Source organism: Gudongella oleilytica, from assembly GCF_004101785.1.
Taxonomy (GTDB): domain Bacteria; phylum Bacillota; class Clostridia; order Tissierellales; family Tissierellaceae; genus Gudongella; species Gudongella oleilytica.
Genome location: NZ_CP035130.1, coordinates 285,412 through 304,663 on the forward strand (window position 1 = coordinate 285,412; position 19,252 = coordinate 304,663).

Here is a 19,252-nt window from a genome sequence, read left to right on the forward strand (position 1 = left end):
CTATGGATTACACTAATATATCAGGTCATAAGATCGCAGTAGAGGGATTGAAGAGAGCTGTCAAAAACGGTAATATCAGCCACTTTTATATATTTGAGGGCGAGGAAGGCCTTGGGAAAATGACTATTGGAAGGGTTTTTGCTAAAACCCTTCTTTGCTTGCAAAGAGGAGAGGAGCCATGTGGGTCCTGCAGCAGCTGCCGCAGATTTGAGACAGGCTCTCACCCGGATTACCTGGAGATCAGACCTGAAAAGGGCATGATAAGAAAGGGGGAGGTCGAGGGGATAATCCACACAATGACTATGTCTCCCTTCGAGTCGGAGAGAAAGGTCATATTGATGGATGAGGCCCATCTTATGAATAAGGAAGCCCAGAACGCACTCCTTAAGACCCTTGAGGAGCCGCCTGTCTATGCTCATATTATTCTTGTGACCTCGAGTCCGAAAGACCTTTTGCCTACCATAAGGTCCAGAGGTCAGAACATAAGATTTTATCCCTTAGACAGAGCTGCGGTAAAAAAGATTCTATTGGAGGAGTATGGAGCAGACCGGTATAATGCCGACTTTCTTGCCGATTATTCCAAGGGCTCTGTTGGAAGAGCTATAAAACTGCTTCAGGACGAGGAGTTTTTCAGAGACAGGGAATGGGCCATAACTCTTATAGAATCTCTCTTGAAGGGAGAGAAGCAGATGGTATTCAGTTCCTCTGAGGAATTCGCAGAAAGGAAGGACCGGATACTCCAGATACTTGACATTTTTTTGCTGTGGTTCAGGGACCTGCTCTTATACAAGGCCTCCGCTGACAGCAGCCTTATCGTCAACAGGGACAGGCTTAAATTGATATCAGAACAATCCGCTCTGGATTTTGAAAGAATTAATGGTATAATAGAGAAGATACAGAATACCATTTACAATGTTCAGATGAATGTGAATTATCAATTGTCCATAGAGACAATGCTGCTTAAAATACAGGAGGAGTTTTAATGGTTCGAGTAGTTGGAGTTAGGTTTAAAAAGGCCGGGAAGATATATTATTTCGACCCCGATGTCATAGAGGTTGCACATAACGATTTTGTAATTGTCGAGACTGCAAGGGGAATCGAGTTCGGTCACGTGGTAATAGGGCCAAGAGATGTTCCTGAGGAGGAAATAATCCTCCCGCTTAAGAAGGTTTTAAGGCTTGCGACCGACGAGGATTTCGAGGTACATAGAAGCAATAGGGCAAAGGCGAAGGAGGCTATCGAGACCTGTCAAAGGAAAGTTGAGGAACATGGTCTTGATATGAAGCTGGTGGATGTGGAGTATACCTTCGACAACAACAAGGTAATATTCTACTTTACAGCAGACGGCAGGATCGATTTCAGGGAGCTGGTAAAGGACCTTGCAGCCATTTTTAAGACAAGGATCGAGCTCAGACAAATCGGAGTGAGAGACGAAGCAAAAATGGTAGGAGGAGTCGGCCCATGCGGACAAGTTGTGTGCTGCGCCAAGTTCCTTGGAGAATTTGCGCCTGTATCAATAAAAATGGCCAAGGAGCAAAGCCTGTCACTGAATCCCACCAAGATATCAGGTCTTTGCGGGAGGCTTATGTGCTGTCTGAAATATGAGCAGGATACGTATGAGGAGCTTCTTAAGACAATGCCTTCTGTTGGTGCCATTGTTATGACGCCTCAGGGCAAAGGAGTAATAATCGACACATATACCCTTCTTCAGAGAGTGAAAGCCAAGGTAAGGCTTAAGGACGGTACCGAGGATATATTCCAGTTCCAGGCGGATGAGATAAAGGCCACAGGGAAGTTTGATCCGGCGTATCAGAGATACGGCGACAAGCACGACGACGAGCTTCTGGAGGATTTCAGGAGTCTGGAATAGACACTATTTTTCTATTTGAAATTATGAAAAATCGTGTTAGAATATAGTCAGGCAGAGTTTTCTGGGGGAGGTGAAAAGAATGGCATATCATATTACTGATGATTGTATCGCTTGCGGAGCATGTCAGCCAGAATGCCCAACTGAAGCGATATCAGCTGGCGATATCTACGTGATCGATCCAGATAAATGCATTGACTGTGGCGCATGTGCAAGTGTTTGTCCAGTGGACGCACCTCAGCCAGAGTAGTACTTATTTGAGACAATGCTAAAAAGACCCGAACAAGGGTCTTTTTTCATACATATATTTCGGAGGAATGATACCTATGGAAAGACTGGATAAGGTGCCAGGGACACCATATGAAATAATACAGGATAAAAAGCTGTTTTCCTATGGAGTAGATGCCATACTTCTATCCTATTTTGCAGAGCCCAAGGGAATTGTAATGGACCTTGGGACAGGGACCGGGATAATTCCCTTAAGACTTGCTGATCACCCCAGAATCAAAAAGATATATGGGGTAGAGCTCCAGACAAATGTGGCAGAAATGGCTGAAAAAAGTGTATACTTAAATAAACTGGAGAATAAGATCAGGATATTGAACGAGAATATCAAAGAGCTTCCGGGGAAGTTCCCGAAGGCATCTATCGACACCATCATAACAAATCCCCCTTATATGAAGCCTGGCGCTGCCCTTGTAAATCCGGAGGAGAACCACGCAATCTCAAGACATGAGCTGGCCTGTACTCTCGAGGATATAATGAGAGTTTCCAGCTGGCTTTTAAGTCCATTAGGGAAGCTTTACATGGTACACCGGCCAAACAGACTCGTCGATGTATTATACGCGATGAGAACCCACGGGATCGAACCAAAGCTGATGACCTGGGTATACCCAAAGCCTGGAAAGCCAGCCAATCTGTTCCTTATTGAGGGAGTAAAGGGAGGCAGGATGGATTTTAAGTATGGGGATCCCATTACGGTATACGGGGTAGACGGAAAATACACTGATCAGATAAGCACTATATACGGAAGCAGGTGATCGATATGGAACAGGGAATATTATATGTTTGTCCAACCCCTATCGGGAACCTTGACGATATTACCCTCAGAGTGCTCGATACTTTAAGGTCTGTGGATATTATTGCCGCAGAGGATACAAGACATACACTGAAGCTGTTAAATCATTTTGACATCAAGAAACAGATGACAAGCTACCACGAGCATAATATCCGTGAAAAAGGTCCCTTAATAGTGGATATGCTTCAAAACGGGAAATCTGTTGCGCTGGTTTCCGATGCGGGGATGCCTGGGATATCTGATCCAGGAGAGGACATCGTAAAGCTATGCGTAGAGGCAGGAATACAGGTCATGGGGCTTCCAGGACCATCGGCAGCCCTATTGGCTCTTGTTGTTTCCGGGCTTTCAACCGACAAATTCGCATTTGAAGGCTTTCTTCCTTCAAAATCAACAGACAGGATAAAGGCTCTTGAAGGGCTTAAAACCGAGGAAAGAACCATAATATTCTATGAAAGTCCCCACAGACTTCTTGACAGCCTAAAAGATATGTCATCCGTCCTTGGAAACAGAAGGGCTTCCCTTTCAAGGGAGCTTACAAAGAAGTTCGAGGAAACCATAAGAGGTACGCTGGAGGAGCTTTTGTCTGTGGCACATGAGAGACAGCTTAAGGGAGAAATGGTGATAGTGGTCCAGGGCGCTGAAAAAGGTGAGCAGGAGGAATTCGACATAGCGGCTATGCTGCTCCAGCTGCTTGAGAATGGCTATTCAAAAAAGGATGCGATAAGGTTTGTATGCGAGAAGACCGGAGCTCCAAAGAACCAGGTATACTCGGAGAGTCTGAGGCTAAAAAAATAATAAAGCACTCAGGATAGCCTAAGTGCTTTATTATACGGTTATTTTTTTGTCAGCTCCTTAATACAGCCCGGGCATACGTTCTTGCCCTTGAAATCCTTGATCCCCTTAGCTTCGCCGCAGAAAATGCATGACGGTGAGAATTTTCTAAGGATGACCTTATCCTCGTCAACAAAGATCTCCAATGGATCCTTGACCTGGATATCCAGAGTCCTTCTAAGCTCTATGGGTATAACCACTCTACCCAGTTCGTCGACCTTCCTCACAATACCTGTGGATTTCATCAAAGCCACCTCCCAATTAGGTTTGGTAAAAACCATGGGATTATGCTACCATAGATGTCAAAAAAAGTCAATATACTGCCAAGCGATATCTTGCTAAAGCGAGGGTTGAAAATGGATTCTATCAACAAAGAATTAAGTAATTTACTTGAAAAAGTAAACAGTGAAATCCAAAAAAAACAAAAATCAGTCATGGATGGTGACAAAATCAAACTGAAAAGCTTCATGGACTCTGAGATCGGGAAGATCAAAAAGATTGAAAAACTAAGCAGCCTGGAGCTTCATAATATCCACTCCAAGGGAGGTATATCGGGAGTAGACGGCTCAGTCAACAGAGCAGGTGGGAGCTATCCACATTTTATAGAGCTTTACCAGGGACTGGCAAAGTCCACCGTATTTAGAGACAACCCCATTTTCATTTCAGGAGTGTATACCCCTATCCTCAGCGAGGAGAAGGAAGACCCTCTGACAGGTGAAACAGATTTGCGGGAGGAGCAAAGGAACATCCGTCTGGCAACGATAGAGGTGGAAGCGGCCATTGGGAGCGTAAGGGAGCATAAGCCCTATGCCATAATGATGGACGGAGGGCTTATACGCTACAATATCTATGCAGGGGACGCATGGTCAAGGCTTGTGGAGCTTTGTGAGGCCACCGGCACCATACTTATGGGAGTCATAAAGGATATAAAAACCTCGGCAGTAGGTGAGAGGCTGAAGGAGCTGGATGGCAGGATCGAGGGAGTCCTCTATGACAGGGAGCTTCTTTTCGGGCTCCTTGAATACGGGGAGTTCATCCATATAAACGAAGACATAAACAGAAAAGAACCAAAGGGCTACAGCTCGGGATTTTTAAGGAGCTCGCTATATCCAATGGTAATAGGCATAGATATAATCGAAAGCCAGTCTCAAAAGCTTGAGGAAATGGCAAGGCTTGTATTGACCCTTACTCCTGAGAACAGCAGAGGAGTACCCTTGTGGCTCGACATTGTAGACAAGGAGGTCAAGATCTCCGACGATATGATGAAGGCTCTTATGGAGCGCTACCTGGACAGGGGGATCTATGAGAGGTACTTCGTGTCGGAAAGGGATAAGAGGAGTTGACAATTGACAATGGACAATGGACAATTGACAATTAGAAGCGTTATGCGGTAGTAGGGGATAGGAACTGGGGACCAGGGGTTAGGTTTATGTCATTCCGACCTTCTCTTTCCTGTCATCCCGACCTTCTCTTTCCTGTCATCCCGACCGGAGTGGAGGGATCTCATCTTTTAAGGAGAGTAATCGTGTACTGGGTATACATTCTAACTAATAAATTCAACAATGTCCTTTACATAGGCGTTACAAATGACTTGCAAAGAAGAGTCTTTGAACATAAGAATAAGCTCGTTGAAGGGTTTACTCAAAAATACAACGTCGATAAGCTAGTTTATTATGAATCCACAGAAGATGTAGAATCAGCGATACTTAGAGAAAAGCAGCTGAAGAACTGGAGAAAGGAAAAAAAGCTAGTGCTGATTGAGCGTATGAATCCAAAGTGGTTTGATTTGTCGGAGGATATTTATTGAGATCCCTCGACTGCGCTCGGGATGACAATTTTTCTGTCATTCCGACCCTCACTTCCCTGTCATTCCGACCGAAGTGGAGGAATCTTAATTTGCTAACGCTTACCGCCTATCGCTTAACGCTTACCGCTTGTAACCGTGAATTGTGCACTGTGAATTGTGAATTTAATTGTCAATCGTCAATTGTCAATTATCCAATTGAATTAGGGGAGGTCCAACCATTGAAAGTCGTAGGAATAACAACCCAGCAGGAATTTTATATTGGCTCAAAGGAGCGAAACTTCAGGATCAACGAGTTTCTAATAATCCAGGACCCCTTCCAGGGCGATCTTATGGGAGAGGTCGTAGAGGCCAGAACCTTCAACAGATATATTCCCTTGAACATCTACGGGGATTTTGTGGATGCCGCCGTCCTCGAAAGCCTGAAGGCCCTCGGCTACGACGTGGATGAGGATACGATCTACATTGCAAAGGTAAGACTTCTGAATGAAGCCCTCTACCCCGTGCAAACAGGATCTGATGCCCGCATCCCAAGGTTTGAGGAGGTTCGGGAGCTTATGCTTAAGACCCCGCCAGAAAAAGGCCTTGTCGTGGGCGTCATAAGAAACACTGACGATGTAGCTGTAGATATGGACGAGGAATTCTGCGATCTGATGTATACCTTTGAGGAAAAAGGACTCCAGTCACAAAGAGAGCTTCCATTCATAATGGATATCAGGTCAATGCACCACTACCCCCACATAGGAGTATTCGGCGGCTCAGGCTCAGGCAAATCCTTCGGACTGAGGGTGCTTCTTGAGGAGATAATGCTTAAGGGCATACCGACCCTCGTCCTCGATCCTCACTACGAGATGGACTTTTCTGAGCTCCCTGGCTATTTCACAGAAAGGCACCTTGACTTTGAGGAGTCCTTCCGATGTTATCAGGTCGGGACCCATACAGGTGTAAAGTTCGAGGACCTTACTGCCGGCGACCTTAAGAATCTACTGGATGCAGCAAGTACCTTGACTGATGCGATGAACAACGTAGTCGATGTCCTCTTCGGCCGCAGAGAATCCTACACCAGCTTTTCCCAGAAGCTGCAAATGCTCTCAGAGGCTCAGGAGGAGGGCTCTCTTGAAAAGCTTGAAGCAAGGATCAGGGACACCGATGGTGAGGAGAGGAAGGCGTGGACTGAACGAAGAAATCTGTTCAACACCTATGACAAGTCTTGTCCTTATTCCTCGGTTCGGGGAGTGCTCTGGAGGCTTCGAAGGCTCCATAACGAGGGCATATTCTCAAAGGACAGCCGGGCAATAGAGGAGGGCCTCCAGGACGGAAAGCTGGTCGTGATCCAGGGAAGCACAAGGATACTTCAGGTATACGGGACATATTTACTGAACAATCTTTATCACAAAAGAAGAGACTACAAGGACGCATTGTATAAAAAGCTGCCCACAGACTTTTTCCCTCCATTTATACTTGTGACCGACGAGGCCCACAACTTCGCACCCAAGGGCTATGAGTCCCCTTCGAAATCTATAATCAAGGAAATCGCACAGGAAGGAAGAAAGTATGGGGTTTTTCTGGTGCTTGCGACCCAAAGGCCGACACTTCTGGATGAGACAGTCACAGCACAGCTTAATACCAAGCTTATATTCAGAACAGTAAGAGCCTCGGATATAGACACGATAAGGGAGGAAACAGACCTTACACCGGAGGAGGCCAAGAGGCTGCCATATCTTAGGACCGGAGACGTGTTCATTTCATCCGCGATGCTTGGAAGGACTACCTTTGCAAGGATAAGGGCAGCCTACAGCGCCAGTCCTCATACATTGAACCCGTTTGATGAGCTGCTTCAGAGGACCAGGGAGGATGACGACAAATATCTTGATATGATTATCAATAAGCTCCCAATAAGTGAGACAGACATGCTTCATGTTATCATGGAGCTGGAAAGGGAAACCGGGATTACGATGACCCGTGACAGGCTGGAAGAAAAGTTGAAGCTTCTGGCAAAAAAGAACTATATCCGAAAAGAAGAGACATTTTTGGGGTATAGATATATAAAATCAGAGAAAACCTCAGATGAGCTGTAATGCTGAAGGTTTTATCCGGATATCCGAAAGGCGGTAGATCTACCGCCTTTGTTGCAATAATTGTGATTGACCGATGTACCACAGATCAGAAGGGAGGCAGGAGTCTTGGCGGAAAATGAGTATTTCTACATAGAGGAAGGAGAAATGGATGCGTACCTGTTCCATGAGGGCACCTTTTACAGAGCCTATGAATTCATGGGAGCTCATCCATATAAAAAGGGAAGAAAAAAAGGACACCGTTTCACAGTTTGGGCTCCCAGGGCGAGAGAGGTATTTCTTGTGGGCGATTTTAACCAGTGGGACAGCGTCAGCCTGCCCATGAAAAGGATAGGCACAAGCGGTCTGTGGCAGATAATAATAACGACAGCCGAAGAGTACGACAAGTATAAGTACAGAATAATCGCAGAGGACGGAGAGGTCCGCATGAAGGCAGACCCCTTCGGTTTTCACATGGATACAAGGCCTCTCACTGACTCGAAGATATTTGACATAAAAGGTTACCAATGGAACGACAGGGAATGGATGAAAAAGAGAGGCAAAAAGCTCTACACGAGACCTATTTCGATATATGAGGTAAATCTGCTTTCCTGGAGGCAGAAAGAAGGAAATATCCAGTTTTCATATATTGAGCTTGCAAGGGAGCTTGTTAAATATGTTAAAAAAATGGGTTTCACCCATATAGAATTCATGCCGCTTTCTGAACACCCGCTCGATGCCTCCTGGGGCTATCAGATAACCGGTTATTACGCACCCACCAGCCGTTTCGGGACTCCCAAAGACCTTATGTTTTTAATAGACCAGTGCCACCAGAACGACATTGGCGTTATCATGGACTGGGTACCTGCTCACTTTTGCAAGGACGACTATGGTCTTGCAAGGTTCGACGGAACATACCTTTTCGAGTCCCTGGACAAAGCCAAAGCCGAAAACGAGCAATGGGGGACTCTCAACTTCGACTATACCAAGCCTGAGGTCTTTTCATTCCTTATTTCGAACGCAATGTACTGGCACGACTACTACCACATTGACGGCCTGAGGATGGATGCCGTTGCATATATGCTTTACCTGGATTTTGGAGGAAAAGATATAAGGAACAGCTTCGGAGGAAGAGAGAACCTTGAGGCCATCGAGTTTATAAAACGACTGAACTCCGTCGTTTTCAAGCATTACCCGGATACCATGATGATCGCGGAGGAGTCCACAGCCTGGCCGAAGGTCAGCCACCCCGTAGACGAGGGCGGACTGGGCTTCAATTTCAAGTGGAATATGGGCTGGATGAACGACATCCTGAAATACATGGCGCTCGATCCAATCTACAGAAAGGATCACCATGGAGCGCTTACCTTTTCTATGATGTATGCATTCTCCGAGAATTTCATACTCCCCTTCAGCCACGACGAGGTGGTCCACGGCAAAAAGTCCATGGTGGAAAAAATGCCGGGCAGCTACGAGCAAAAGTTTGCGAATCTCAGGCTGCTATACCAGTATATGTTTGCACATCCAGGGAAAAAGCTTCTGTTCATGGGAAATGAGATCGCCCAGTTCCTTGAGTGGAGAGAGTATGAATCAATTGAATGGCAGCTACTGGATCTGGAGCCACATAAGCTGATGCAGAAGTTCGTATCTGATCTGAATGGGCTTTATAGGGATGAGACAACACTATATGAGCTGGATACTACCTACGACGGATTTCAGTGGATCGACCATTCCAACTCTCAGGAGAGCATAATATCCTTCGAGAGACTGGACAAAGCCGGAGAAAGGCTTATATGCATATTTAATTTCACACCGGTTCCAAGACCGGCTTATCCAATAGGGGTTTTGGAGGAAGGGACATACAGAACCGTACTTACCAGCGACCACAAGAGGTATGGCGGTTCCACGGAGCGGGTAAAGAGATATAAGGCAAAACCCGAGTCCTTCCACGGCAGAGACCTTAGCATAAGGATCGACCTGCCGCCATTGGCTGCAATATATCTTAAGCTTGACAGGAAGCCTCAAAACGAACACAAGACAGGGGGGAACAATTATGATTGAGAACAAGGTTGTGGCAATGCTGCTTGCAGGCGGACAGGGTTCAAGGTTGAAAGCCCTCACAAGGAAAATAGCCAAACCGGCGGTCCCTTTTGGAGGGAAATACAGGATAATAGACTTCGCTCTCAGCAATGCAGCCAACTCAGGGATCGACAATATAGGTATCCTGACCCAGTATAAGCCATATTTGCTGAATTCACACATAGGAATAGGATCATCCTGGGACTATGACAGAAATGTCGGAGGCTTAAGGGTATTGCCTCCATTTACCTCGGAGGATGGGGGAAGGTGGTACACAGGAACGGCCAATGCTGTATTTGAGAACATCGATTATATCGACGAGCAGGACCCGGAATATGTACTGATCCTTTCAGGAGACCATGTATACAAGATGAATTACAATGATCTTCTGGAGGAGCACCAGGCAAAGAGTGCGGATGTCACGATAGCTGTAATGGAGGTACCATGGGATGAGGCACCCAGATTCGGGATCATAAATGTGGATTCTGATGGAAGGATCGTCGAGTTCGAGGAGAAACCTGAAAATCCCAAAAACAACCTGGCTTCAATGGGGATCTACATGTTTAACTGGAAGGTACTTAGAGACTATCTCATAAAAGATGATGCAGATCCAGGCTCCGACAACGACTTTGGGAAGAATGTACTCCCGCTTATGCTTTCCGAAGGGAGGAAGATGTACACCTGGGTGTTCGATGGATACTGGAAGGATGTTGGGACCGTAAGAAGCTATTGGGAGGCCAATATGGACCTTTTGGATCCACTGAATACCCTGAACCTCTACGACAAGGACTGGAGAATATATACCAGGTCCAAAAATCTGCCGCCCCAGTATATAGCCAGAGGAGCGATCGTGAAGAATTCACTTGTGAACGAAGGCTGCTATGTGAAGGGTGAAGTGGTAAGAAGCATTCTTTTCAGCGATGTCATCGTTGAGGAGGGTGCTATGATAGAGGACTCTGTGGTTCTTTCAGATTGCGTCATCAAGGCAGGAGCCAAAGTATCAAAGGCAGTGATCCTTGAGGGAGTTACTGTTGAAGCAGGCCAGGTGATCGGCCAGGGTGACGAAGACTGCATCTACATGGTTTCGGATAGAAATATATCCAAGGAATAGGAGGGGGAGAGAATGGAGAAGTGCATCGGAATAATCAGCGGCGCAAATATTGAGAACAACTTTGGTACACTGTGCATCCACAGGCCGGTATATATGCTCCCCTTTGGAGGACGTTACAGACTAATAGATTTTGCTGTCTCAAACATGGTAAACCACGGCATAAAGACGATTGCAGTCTACACAGGTGAAAAGATAAGATCCACAATGGACCACCTGGGCGACGGAAAGCCCTGGGATCTTAACAGAAGGTTCAGCGGTCTCATGCTGTTTCCCCCCATAACCCATGACTTTACCCTGAACAGGTTTGGGGATGTGCCGCAATTCTACTCAACAATGGACTTTTACCGGCAAGCCCGGGAGAAATATATACTACTTGTGCACCCGAATATTTTGGCTAAGGTCGACCTCACCTCCGCATTCAAGTACTTCAGGGAGACAGATGCTGATATAACCCTGTTCTATAAAAAACAGCAGGATCCGTGGGGGCAGTACATCAATTCGGATAAAATATCGATAAATGATGACGGGTCATTGGATAATATAGGGATAAATCTGGGGACAGAGGAAACCTTCAACATGTTCCTTAAGACAGGATTTATGAAGAAGGAGGTATTTATGAAGCTTGTCATGGAATCAATAGAGAAGGGCAATGCCGACTATCTCCTTGATGCGGTGATCAAGGGCAAGGACAAGCTAAATATAAATACCTTTGAGTTCAGGGGACACGTTGAAAACATAAGAAACCTCAAGAGCTTTTACGATGCTAACCTCAACTTGCTGAAGAAGAATGTTGCGCATGAGCTGTTCTACGAAAGGGGAACCGTATTTACCAAGACCAAGGATGAACCATCCACCCTATATACCGAGACCTCCGATGTTCAGAATTCACTGGTGGCAAATGGCTGTATAATCGAAGGGCAAGTAGAAAACTCCATAATTTTCAGAGGTGTCAAAATAGGCAAGGGAGCAGTCGTTAAAAACTCCGTGGTCATGCAGAAGGCCGAGATAGGAGAAAACGCACTTGTGGTCAACTCGATACTGGACAAGGACGCAATAATAGGAGAGGAAATACGTATCGCGGGAAGCTCTCTGATGCCCTATGTGGTCCAGAAGAAGCAGATACTGAGAAAGGACTGATGAGGCATGAGGATCCTTTACGCAGCCTCTGAGGTTGCCCCATATATAAAGACGGGAGGGCTGGCTGACGTTGCCGGCTCCCTTCCAAAAGCCATTGCAAAGGAGGGCCATGATGTTTTTGTGGTACTTCCCCTTTATTCGAGGATCAGCAGCACCTATAGAGACAGGATGAAGCAGGAGGCCTTTTTCTTCGTCGACCTGGATTGGAGGCACCAATACGCTGGAATATTTTCCATAGAAGAGGATGGAATAAAGACATTCTTTATCGACAATGAATTTTACTTCCACAGAGATACCATATACGGACAGGGAGACGACGGAGAACGCTTCTTGTTTTTTTCGAGAGCAATTGCACAAATGATAAAGGCACTTGACCTTAAGGTCGATATAGTCCATGCCAACGACTGGCACACGGGACTTTTGCCTCTTTACATCAAGGATTACTCAAGGGGAGATGAAGCTTACTCGAGGATCAAAACCGTATTTACTATCCATAACCTGAAGTATCAGGGCGTATTTCCTCCCTCGATCCTTCAACTGGCGGGGCTATCCAATGAATATTTCCACGAGGACGGCTTGAAGTTCTACGATGCGGCCAACTTCATGAAGGCGGGGATCGTATACTGCGATTCTCTGACAACAGTTTCCGAATCATATGCTGAGGAGATAAGATATGAGTTCTACGGAGAGAATCTCCAGGGGGTCATAAGAAAGAACGATTGGAAGCTTAAGGGGATAGTTAACGGTATAGACTACGATGTATATGATCCTGAAAAAGATCCGAAGCTTCCTTACCACTATTCAAAGGACGATCTAAGGGGAAAAGCTCTTAACAAAGAGGCACTACAGAGACTGTTTGATCTGCCGGAGAATAAGAATGTACCTGTAATAGGCATGGTAACAAGACTTGTAGCGACGAAGGGTCTTGACCTTGTAAGATATATCCTGGATGAGCTGCTTCAGGAGGAGGTCCAGGTAGTGGTGCTTGGAACCGGCGAAGAAGAGTATGAGGATATGTTCAGGCATTTCCAATGGAGATATCCTGACAGGCTTTCTGCTCACATATATTTCAACGAAGGAGAATCACACCTTGTATATGCAGGATCCGATATATTCATGATGCCATCTCTTGCTGAACCCTGCGGGATATCACAGCTTATTGCCATGAGGTATGGCACTCTGCCTGTAGTCAGGGAGACAGGAGGACTGAAGGATACCGTTAAGCCATATAACAGGTACACCGGCGAAGGTACAGGATTTTCCTTTGCCAACTACAATGCACATGAGCTTCTTTATTCATTGAAAGAGGCAATCGGCGTTTATGACGATGAAGATACATGGAAGAGCCTTGTTGTACAGGCGATGACCGAAAAGACAGACTGGGCAGTGTCCTCTGAAAAATATATAAAGCTTTATGAGGAGCTGCTACTACAGAGGTGATAGCATGACAGGAAACACAAAGACTATCGGTGAGAGGCTTCAGGAGATACTTTTCCAGCATGGAGCAGTCACAATCGAGGAAGCAGCATCAGGCGAGCTTTACCGGGCTCTGTCCTACTACGTGAGAGAAACCCTCGGCAAGCAGATTTGGCAGACCGACAGAGAGATGGGAAGACATAGGATAATCGTCTATCTTTCCATGGAGCACCTGCCGGGACTTATGCTGCAGAAAAATCTTGATTACCTTGGGATATATGATGAAATAGATAAAACGCTGAAGGAGTATGGCAGGGAGCTTGAGGAGCTTTTAGCGGAGGACAGGGAGCTTGGCTTGGGTTCAAACGACATGGGTCTTCTTGCCAACGGACTTATGGATACCTTTGCCAGCTGCGGATACAGTGCGATCGGTTACGGCCTTCTCTATCGGGAGGGCTATTTTCGTCAGGGATTAAAGGATGGCGAGCAGACTGAGGAACCGGACAACTGGTGGAGCAGGGGAAAAAACTGGCTTTATAAAAGCACTGTAGCCCTGAAAACAACCATGGGCGGTTCTGTCGATATCTCCAAGGAAGGCGAAGACCTTATCTTCACCCAAAAAGGAGGAGAAGAGCATAACATAAGATATTACGATCTTCCATATACAGGCTGGGGAAATGACCGGACCTTAAGACTCAGGCTTATGGATAATGAGCTTCTGACCAAAAGGCTTATTCCTTCAAACTCTTTACCGGAGAAGAACAGGCAGAGGTTCAAGCAGGAGTACCTTCTCATCAGCGGAGCAATGCAGGATATAGTGCGAGAGCATCTTGAAAAAGGGAATCCCATAGACCTTCTGGATGAACACTACCTGTTCCTTATGATGGACAGCCATCTCCTCCTTGCGATACCTGAGCTGTTGAGGATACTACTTGACGATGTGAAGCTTTCATGGGATGAGGCCTGGGACATAACAAGCAGGGCATTCTATTACACGCCGATATCTTCAATAGAGGAAGCCATGAATAAGCTTGAAGGCGCAATGACCCGGGAGCTTCTTCCAAGGCTGTGGCTTATCCTGGAAGAGATCCATCACCGCTATCTGGCAAAGCTTTCAGATGCAGCCCCGCTTAAGGAGGAGGGCAGAAAAGCCTCAGGGATACTCTGGGACAATGAGGTAAGACTGATAAATATTGCAAAGGCTGGTGCCTATCAGGGACCGCCTCTGGGGCACCCGTTGGCGATCTCCCACAGGAGGTGGCTGCTTTCAGCTAATCCCAAATTGAGGGATCTTTTGCTGGAAAGTCTTGGAGAAGGGTTTATATCTGATCCGTGGGAGCTAAAAAAACTGGATGAGTTAAAGGGGGATGCTCCATTTCTGGACTCTCTTGAGAGAATAAAAACAGACAACAAAAATACGCTGGCAAAGGCCATATTTGATACCAAAGGGATACTTCTGGATCCCTATGCACTTTTCGACGGTCACATACGTGATATAAACGATGACAACAGACAGCTTCTCCAGGTGCTGTGGGTGATCGACCAGTATCTTGGGCTTAAGGATGAACCAAATCTGGATGTCGTCCCCAGGGTGATATTCATAGGCGGCAGGGCAGCCAGCCACGATATGACCTCTAAGCTTCTGATCAGGCTGATAAACCAGCTGGCAGACAAGATAAACAGGGATATCACGATCAAGGACAAGCTGAAGCTCCTTTTTATCGAGGATCTTTCCCAAAGGAGGGGCGAGCTTCTGATCCCTGCAATTGAGCTGGTTCAATCACTTACTGTTCCCTCAAAGGGAGGCCTTCACATCGGAGGGCTTACCTCAATGGTGAACGGAGCCATAGCCATGGGAAGCAGAGATGATACCAATAATCTGATCAAAAGCTACTCAGGGAAGGAATGCATAAAGCTCTTTGGATCCACTAAGGAAGAAGCACAGCTTCACTACGAAATAAGGGATACCAAGCTTCAGGAGCAGTACTACAGGAACAAGGAGCTGAAAAGAGCCTGTGAAGCACTCCTGGGAAGGGAGAACCTTGTCGACGGCAACCTTTACAGGATCCTTAACGAAGGGCTTATCAAATACAACGATCACAGTCTGGTGCTCAAAGATTATGCTGAGTATGCAAGGGGAATGGATGAGGTATCCGGCTGGTATCTTGACAGATACGGCTGGAGCAGAAGGATGCTGAAGAGCATTGCTCTATTGGCCGATTTTTCATCTGATTCCGTTGTCGGGATATATGCTAAGAAAATGTGGCAGGAGCTATCCTAGGAGGTGGGGAAATTGGACTACAAAAAACATATAGCATCAGAGAGTGTTTTTGGAGCAAGCTGCTCAAAGGAGATGACGACCTTCAGGGTATTTTCTCCCACAAGGACTGATATCAGATTAAGGATTTATGAGGATCACTCCTCCCTTAGAAAAACGGAGTATGCCATGAACAGGGATCACGACGGTTCGTTCTCGATCACCATGGAGGAAGACCTTAAAGGGAAATTCTACACCTATATTGTCGATGGAAGGCTTGAAGTGACAGATCCCTACAGTGTTGCCTTATCCTGCAATTCCAAAAGATCAGCAATAATCGACCTTTCAGATACTGATCCCGAAGGCTGGAAGGAGCACCGGCTCCCCGCACCAATTGAACCTGTCGACAGTGTGCTTTATGAGGTACACGTAAAGGACTTTACCGCACACGAAAGCTTTGGGTCAAAGCATCCTGGCACCTTCAGGGCCTTTGCTGAGAGAGGGAGGACACTAAACGGTCGATCATTGGGTATAGACCACCTTGTTGATCTTGGAGTTACTCACGTTCACCTGATGCCCGTCAACGATTTTTTGACAGTGAGAGAGGAGCCCCAACTGAGACTAAGAGATGACAACTACAACTGGGGCTATGACCCGGAGCACTATAATGCAGTGGAGGGTTCATACTCAACTGACCCATATGACCCCCGTGTCAGGATCAGAGAGCTAAAGGCGCTGATAATGGCGCTCCACAAGGCAGGGCTTAGGGTCGTTATCGACGTAGTTTATAATCATACCTACAGAGCAAAGGATTCCAACTTCCATATACTGGCACCAGGACACTGGCACAGGATGAGGCAGGACGGCACGTTCTCAGACGGAGCTGGATGCGGCAACGAGCTGGCAACCGAAAAACCACTGGTCAGGGAATTCATAGTTGAAAGTCTTGAGTACTGGGTCAACGAGTTCAAAATCGATGGCTTCAGGTTCGACCTGATGGCGCTTATCGACATAGATACCATGGAGCTCGCTGTTGACAGGCTCAGAAGGATAAGGCCGGACATATTGATATACGGAGAGCCGTGGACGGGAGGAATTACAACCCTGCCTTCAAATAAGACGACCTCAAGGGGCACTCAAAGCAGGAAGGGCTTCGCAATATTCAACGACAGCTTCAGAAATGCAATAAAGGGAGACAACGATGGAAGACACAACGGGTTCGCCCAGGGCAATCTGGACGAACGAAGAGGCGTTGAGACAGGGATCGCAGGCTCTATCTTCTATGACGAGGGAAGGATAGGCTTTGCATCCAGGGCGAGAGAAACCATAAACTACGCAAACTCCCACGACAATCTCATACTCCAGGATAAGCTGTTAAAGACCCTTCCCGGAAAGACAAGGGATGAATATATCAAGTACAATAAGCTTATTCATGGCATATTGTTTTTGTCACAGGGCATTCCATTTATCCATGCAGGCAATGAATTCCTGAGGACCAAGGGAGGTCACCACAACACCTATAATGCTCCCCTGTCGATAAATGCAATAGATTGGACACTTAAGGAAAAAAACCTTGATTTTTACAGCTACCTTAAAGACCTGATAGCTTTCAGAAAGCTAAGACCGGAATTCAGGATCGACGATGGAGATGAAATTAGGGACAGGCTTCACTTCCTTGAGAACACCGGCAACTGCCATATGCTCTCCTACACAATAAAAAGCAACGGTGGCTGTATTCTGGTTATACACAACGCCAATCAGAATGAGTGTCTTTTGCCCCATGCAGTGATGAGAAGGCATATAGAAGCTAAGAGAAAGAGAAATATCGAAGAGATTAAAATCAGGTGTCTTTTCGATGAGAACGGGATAGTAAGGGAAAACGGTGAGTTCAATCACCCCCATGGGATAAGCGTCCCAGGGATAACGACATACGTATATGAGTTGAAGATAGAATAAAGGTGCCGCAAGCTGCGGCACCTTCCCTAATCTAATATATACACTTTTACATCTCTTCGGCCGAAGTATCTTACGTCGGTTGCCGAATTGAAAAACAGGTCTATTTTTTCGCCTTTAATGGCTCCTCCAACATCTTCTGCTATAGCAAATCCATAATCCTTTGTTCCATCCAGGGACTGGATGTACAGCTTGGTCCCCAGCGGTATAACTCTTGGGTCGACGGCAACAGTTCCAGGTCTTGCCCTCGTTCCAGTGGCGGTTATGCCGTAATATCGGTCTCCCGGCCTCTTTCCTGTGCTTGCGTAGGAAAGGTCGTAGGCCGTTGCCTCCAGGATCATAGTATCCTTAAAGCGGGTTTCTCCACGGGATGTCAGCACTATATTGTTGACCCCTTTTTCAATAACCTGAGATACCGGCTCTTCCAGAATGGTATCGCTGATCATGACGGATGATGTGAAGACACCATTTACGTAAATATCGTTGATATGTGATCTTCTCAAGCCGTCCTTGCCCTCCTGAAGAACATGGACCACTCCTCTGTCCAATCGTTCGTTGGAAATGATCTCCTTTTCAAAGGGTATGACTGCTTCTTCGACTCTGGGAACCTCCACGACTCTAAACAACTCAATCGTGTCACCGTCTTTGACGGTAGAGTCCAGAGAAGGCTTCGTAAAGTCCTTTAACCCAACAGCTATATCTGCGTCTGCAAGGACATCAGATACCTTTGAGCTCAGGGATCTAAACTTAATAGTTTCATCCCCGATGATGAGTGTATAATCCTTCGGATTTATGATTGTAATTTCAAGTTTTTCCTTGATCAAAGCGTCCAGACCGGGCTCTACGACTGCGCCCCTTCTGAGCTTGATACCTTCCTCTTCAAGAAGCTCCTCAACTGTCGATGAATAGGAGACCATTTTTATGATCTCGCCATCCACATTCAGGCTTACTTCATTTCCCTGGAAGAAGTTAACCCCTAATGATAATGTCATTGCTATAGCCAGAAGTAAGAGGACTTTAACCTTACCGACCATTTTGGTCCTGTTATTGTCCATAATTCTCCTCCTTGTTTTGTTACAAAATTTGTAACTCTTTTGTAACTATTTTTGACCGCCTCTGTATTGTAAACGAAAAATCTAAGCTTGTCAAATTTTTGACTTCATAGGCGAAATATTCTGACTAGTTATTAGTGGATAGTAGCTAGTAGTTAGCTAAAGAAATAAGAGAAAATCAGGGATTAAAGTAGGGGTGGTCATTGGCCGCCAGGCTTTTCCTTGTAATCCTTAACGAAGTGAAGGATCTTTCTTCTGGCGACCATTGGTCGCCCCTACAACCGATTAACGCTTTGTGCTTTCTTTTCCCTTTCCAACATTCCAACTCTTCCAACATTCCAACGAAATACGAGATTCCTCGACTACGCTCGGAATGACAAAAAATTGTGCATTGTAAATTGTGAATTGTGAATTGTATTGACATTCCTCCTTCAAATACGCTATAATACTTGTTAATCGTAAATTAAAGATATCGACGGGAAGAGTAGGGGACACATGCCTTTACAAGAGAGTCCGGGATGGTGGGATCCGGGCAATGGCGATCCTTGAACATGGCCCCTGAATCTCCTGGCTGAAATGTAGGCCTGGACGGTGACATCCGTTATTATGTAAG

16 protein-coding genes and 1 other annotated feature (1 of these 17 cut by a window edge) are annotated in these 19,252 nt (G+C 46.1%); of the genes, 14 read left to right on the forward strand and 2 right to left on the reverse strand.

Annotated features, from left to right (window positions below):
- Nucleotides 1-2: 2 nt before the first annotated feature.
- The 5 genes from holB (at nucleotide 3) to rsmI (ending at nucleotide 3,740) form a co-directional block, all read left to right on the forward strand.
- The gene (holB, locus tag EC328_RS01390) at nucleotides 3-983 is read left to right on the forward strand and encodes a DNA polymerase III subunit delta' (RefSeq protein ID WP_128425141.1); all 981 of its coding nucleotides are present in this window, start codon (nucleotides 3-5) and stop codon (nucleotides 981-983) included.
- Complete coding sequence (locus tag EC328_RS01395) at nucleotides 983-1,870, forward strand: PSP1 domain-containing protein (protein ID WP_128425142.1); 888 nt, start codon at nucleotides 983-985, stop codon at nucleotides 1,868-1,870. The genes holB and EC328_RS01395 overlap by 1 nt, the downstream gene beginning before the upstream one ends.
- 79 nt (nucleotides 1,871-1,949) lie before the next feature.
- Nucleotides 1,950-2,117, forward strand: a complete 168-nt coding sequence (locus EC328_RS01400) for a DUF362 domain-containing protein (protein ID WP_128425143.1) — start codon at nucleotides 1,950-1,952, stop codon at nucleotides 2,115-2,117.
- A 76-nt stretch (nucleotides 2,118-2,193) separates the two neighbouring features.
- Nucleotides 2,194-2,907, forward strand: a complete 714-nt coding sequence (locus tag EC328_RS01405; protein WP_164905989.1) for a tRNA1(Val) (adenine(37)-N6)-methyltransferase — start codon at nucleotides 2,194-2,196, stop codon at nucleotides 2,905-2,907.
- Nucleotides 2,908-2,912: 5 nt separating this feature from the next.
- Nucleotides 2,913-3,740 (forward strand): 16S rRNA (cytidine(1402)-2'-O)-methyltransferase, encoded by an 828-nt coding sequence (gene rsmI, locus EC328_RS01410; RefSeq protein WP_128425145.1) that lies wholly within the window; start codon nucleotides 2,913-2,915, stop codon nucleotides 3,738-3,740.
- Nucleotides 3,741-3,778: 38 nt separating this feature from the next.
- Here rsmI and EC328_RS11795 read toward each other — a convergent pair whose 3' ends face one another.
- Nucleotides 3,779-4,021, reverse strand: coding sequence for an AbrB/MazE/SpoVT family DNA-binding domain-containing protein (locus EC328_RS11795; protein WP_128425146.1), 243 nt, complete (start codon nucleotides 4,019-4,021; stop codon nucleotides 3,779-3,781).
- A 111-nt stretch (nucleotides 4,022-4,132) separates the two neighbouring features.
- On the opposite strand from EC328_RS11795, the gene EC328_RS01420 reads away from it, so the two are divergent.
- From EC328_RS01420 to pulA, 9 genes are all read left to right on the forward strand, one after another.
- Nucleotides 4,133-5,119: a DNA double-strand break repair nuclease NurA gene (locus tag EC328_RS01420; protein WP_128425147.1), complete on the forward strand. Its 987-nt coding sequence runs from the start codon at nucleotides 4,133-4,135 to the stop codon at nucleotides 5,117-5,119.
- Between the two features lie 86 nt (nucleotides 5,120-5,205).
- Complete coding sequence (locus EC328_RS01425; RefSeq protein WP_128425148.1) at nucleotides 5,206-5,583, forward strand: GIY-YIG nuclease family protein; 378 nt, start codon at nucleotides 5,206-5,208, stop codon at nucleotides 5,581-5,583.
- 218 nt (nucleotides 5,584-5,801) lie between these two features.
- On the forward strand, nucleotides 5,802-7,658 hold the full coding sequence (locus EC328_RS01430) for an ATP-binding protein (protein ID WP_128425149.1): 1,857 nt from the start codon (nucleotides 5,802-5,804) through the stop codon (nucleotides 7,656-7,658).
- Between the two features lie 105 nt (nucleotides 7,659-7,763).
- The gene (gene glgB, locus EC328_RS01435) at nucleotides 7,764-9,695 is read left to right on the forward strand and encodes a 1,4-alpha-glucan branching protein GlgB (RefSeq protein WP_240671503.1); all 1,932 of its coding nucleotides are present in this window, start codon (nucleotides 7,764-7,766) and stop codon (nucleotides 9,693-9,695) included.
- Nucleotides 9,685-10,824 (forward strand): glucose-1-phosphate adenylyltransferase, encoded by a 1,140-nt coding sequence (locus EC328_RS01440; RefSeq protein ID WP_128426958.1) that lies wholly within the window; start codon nucleotides 9,685-9,687, stop codon nucleotides 10,822-10,824. Before glgB ends, EC328_RS01440 begins: the two co-directional genes overlap by 11 nt.
- Nucleotides 10,825-10,836: 12 nt before the next feature.
- A complete protein-coding gene (gene glgD, locus EC328_RS01445) occupies nucleotides 10,837-11,961 on the forward strand; it encodes a glucose-1-phosphate adenylyltransferase subunit GlgD (RefSeq protein WP_128425150.1) in 1,125 nt (374 codons plus the stop codon).
- 6 nt (nucleotides 11,962-11,967) lie between these two features.
- Complete coding sequence (gene glgA, locus EC328_RS01450; protein ID WP_128425151.1) at nucleotides 11,968-13,401, forward strand: glycogen synthase GlgA; 1,434 nt, start codon at nucleotides 11,968-11,970, stop codon at nucleotides 13,399-13,401.
- Between the two features lie 4 nt (nucleotides 13,402-13,405).
- Entirely contained in the window at nucleotides 13,406-15,658 is a 2,253-nt protein-coding gene (locus EC328_RS01455) for a glycogen/starch/alpha-glucan phosphorylase (protein ID WP_164905990.1), read from the forward strand.
- 12 nt (nucleotides 15,659-15,670) lie between these two features.
- Entirely contained in the window at nucleotides 15,671-17,590 is a 1,920-nt protein-coding gene (pulA, locus tag EC328_RS01460; protein WP_164905991.1) for a type I pullulanase, read from the forward strand.
- 26 nt (nucleotides 17,591-17,616) lie between these two features.
- Here pulA and EC328_RS01465 read toward each other — a convergent pair whose 3' ends face one another.
- Nucleotides 17,617-18,642 (reverse strand): 3D domain-containing protein, encoded by a 1,026-nt coding sequence (locus tag EC328_RS01465; RefSeq protein WP_128425154.1) that lies wholly within the window; start codon nucleotides 18,640-18,642, stop codon nucleotides 17,617-17,619.
- A gap of 460 nt (nucleotides 18,643-19,102) precedes the next feature.
- Nucleotides 19,103-19,252: a binding site (T-box leader), on the forward strand; it runs 78 nt beyond the window's last position.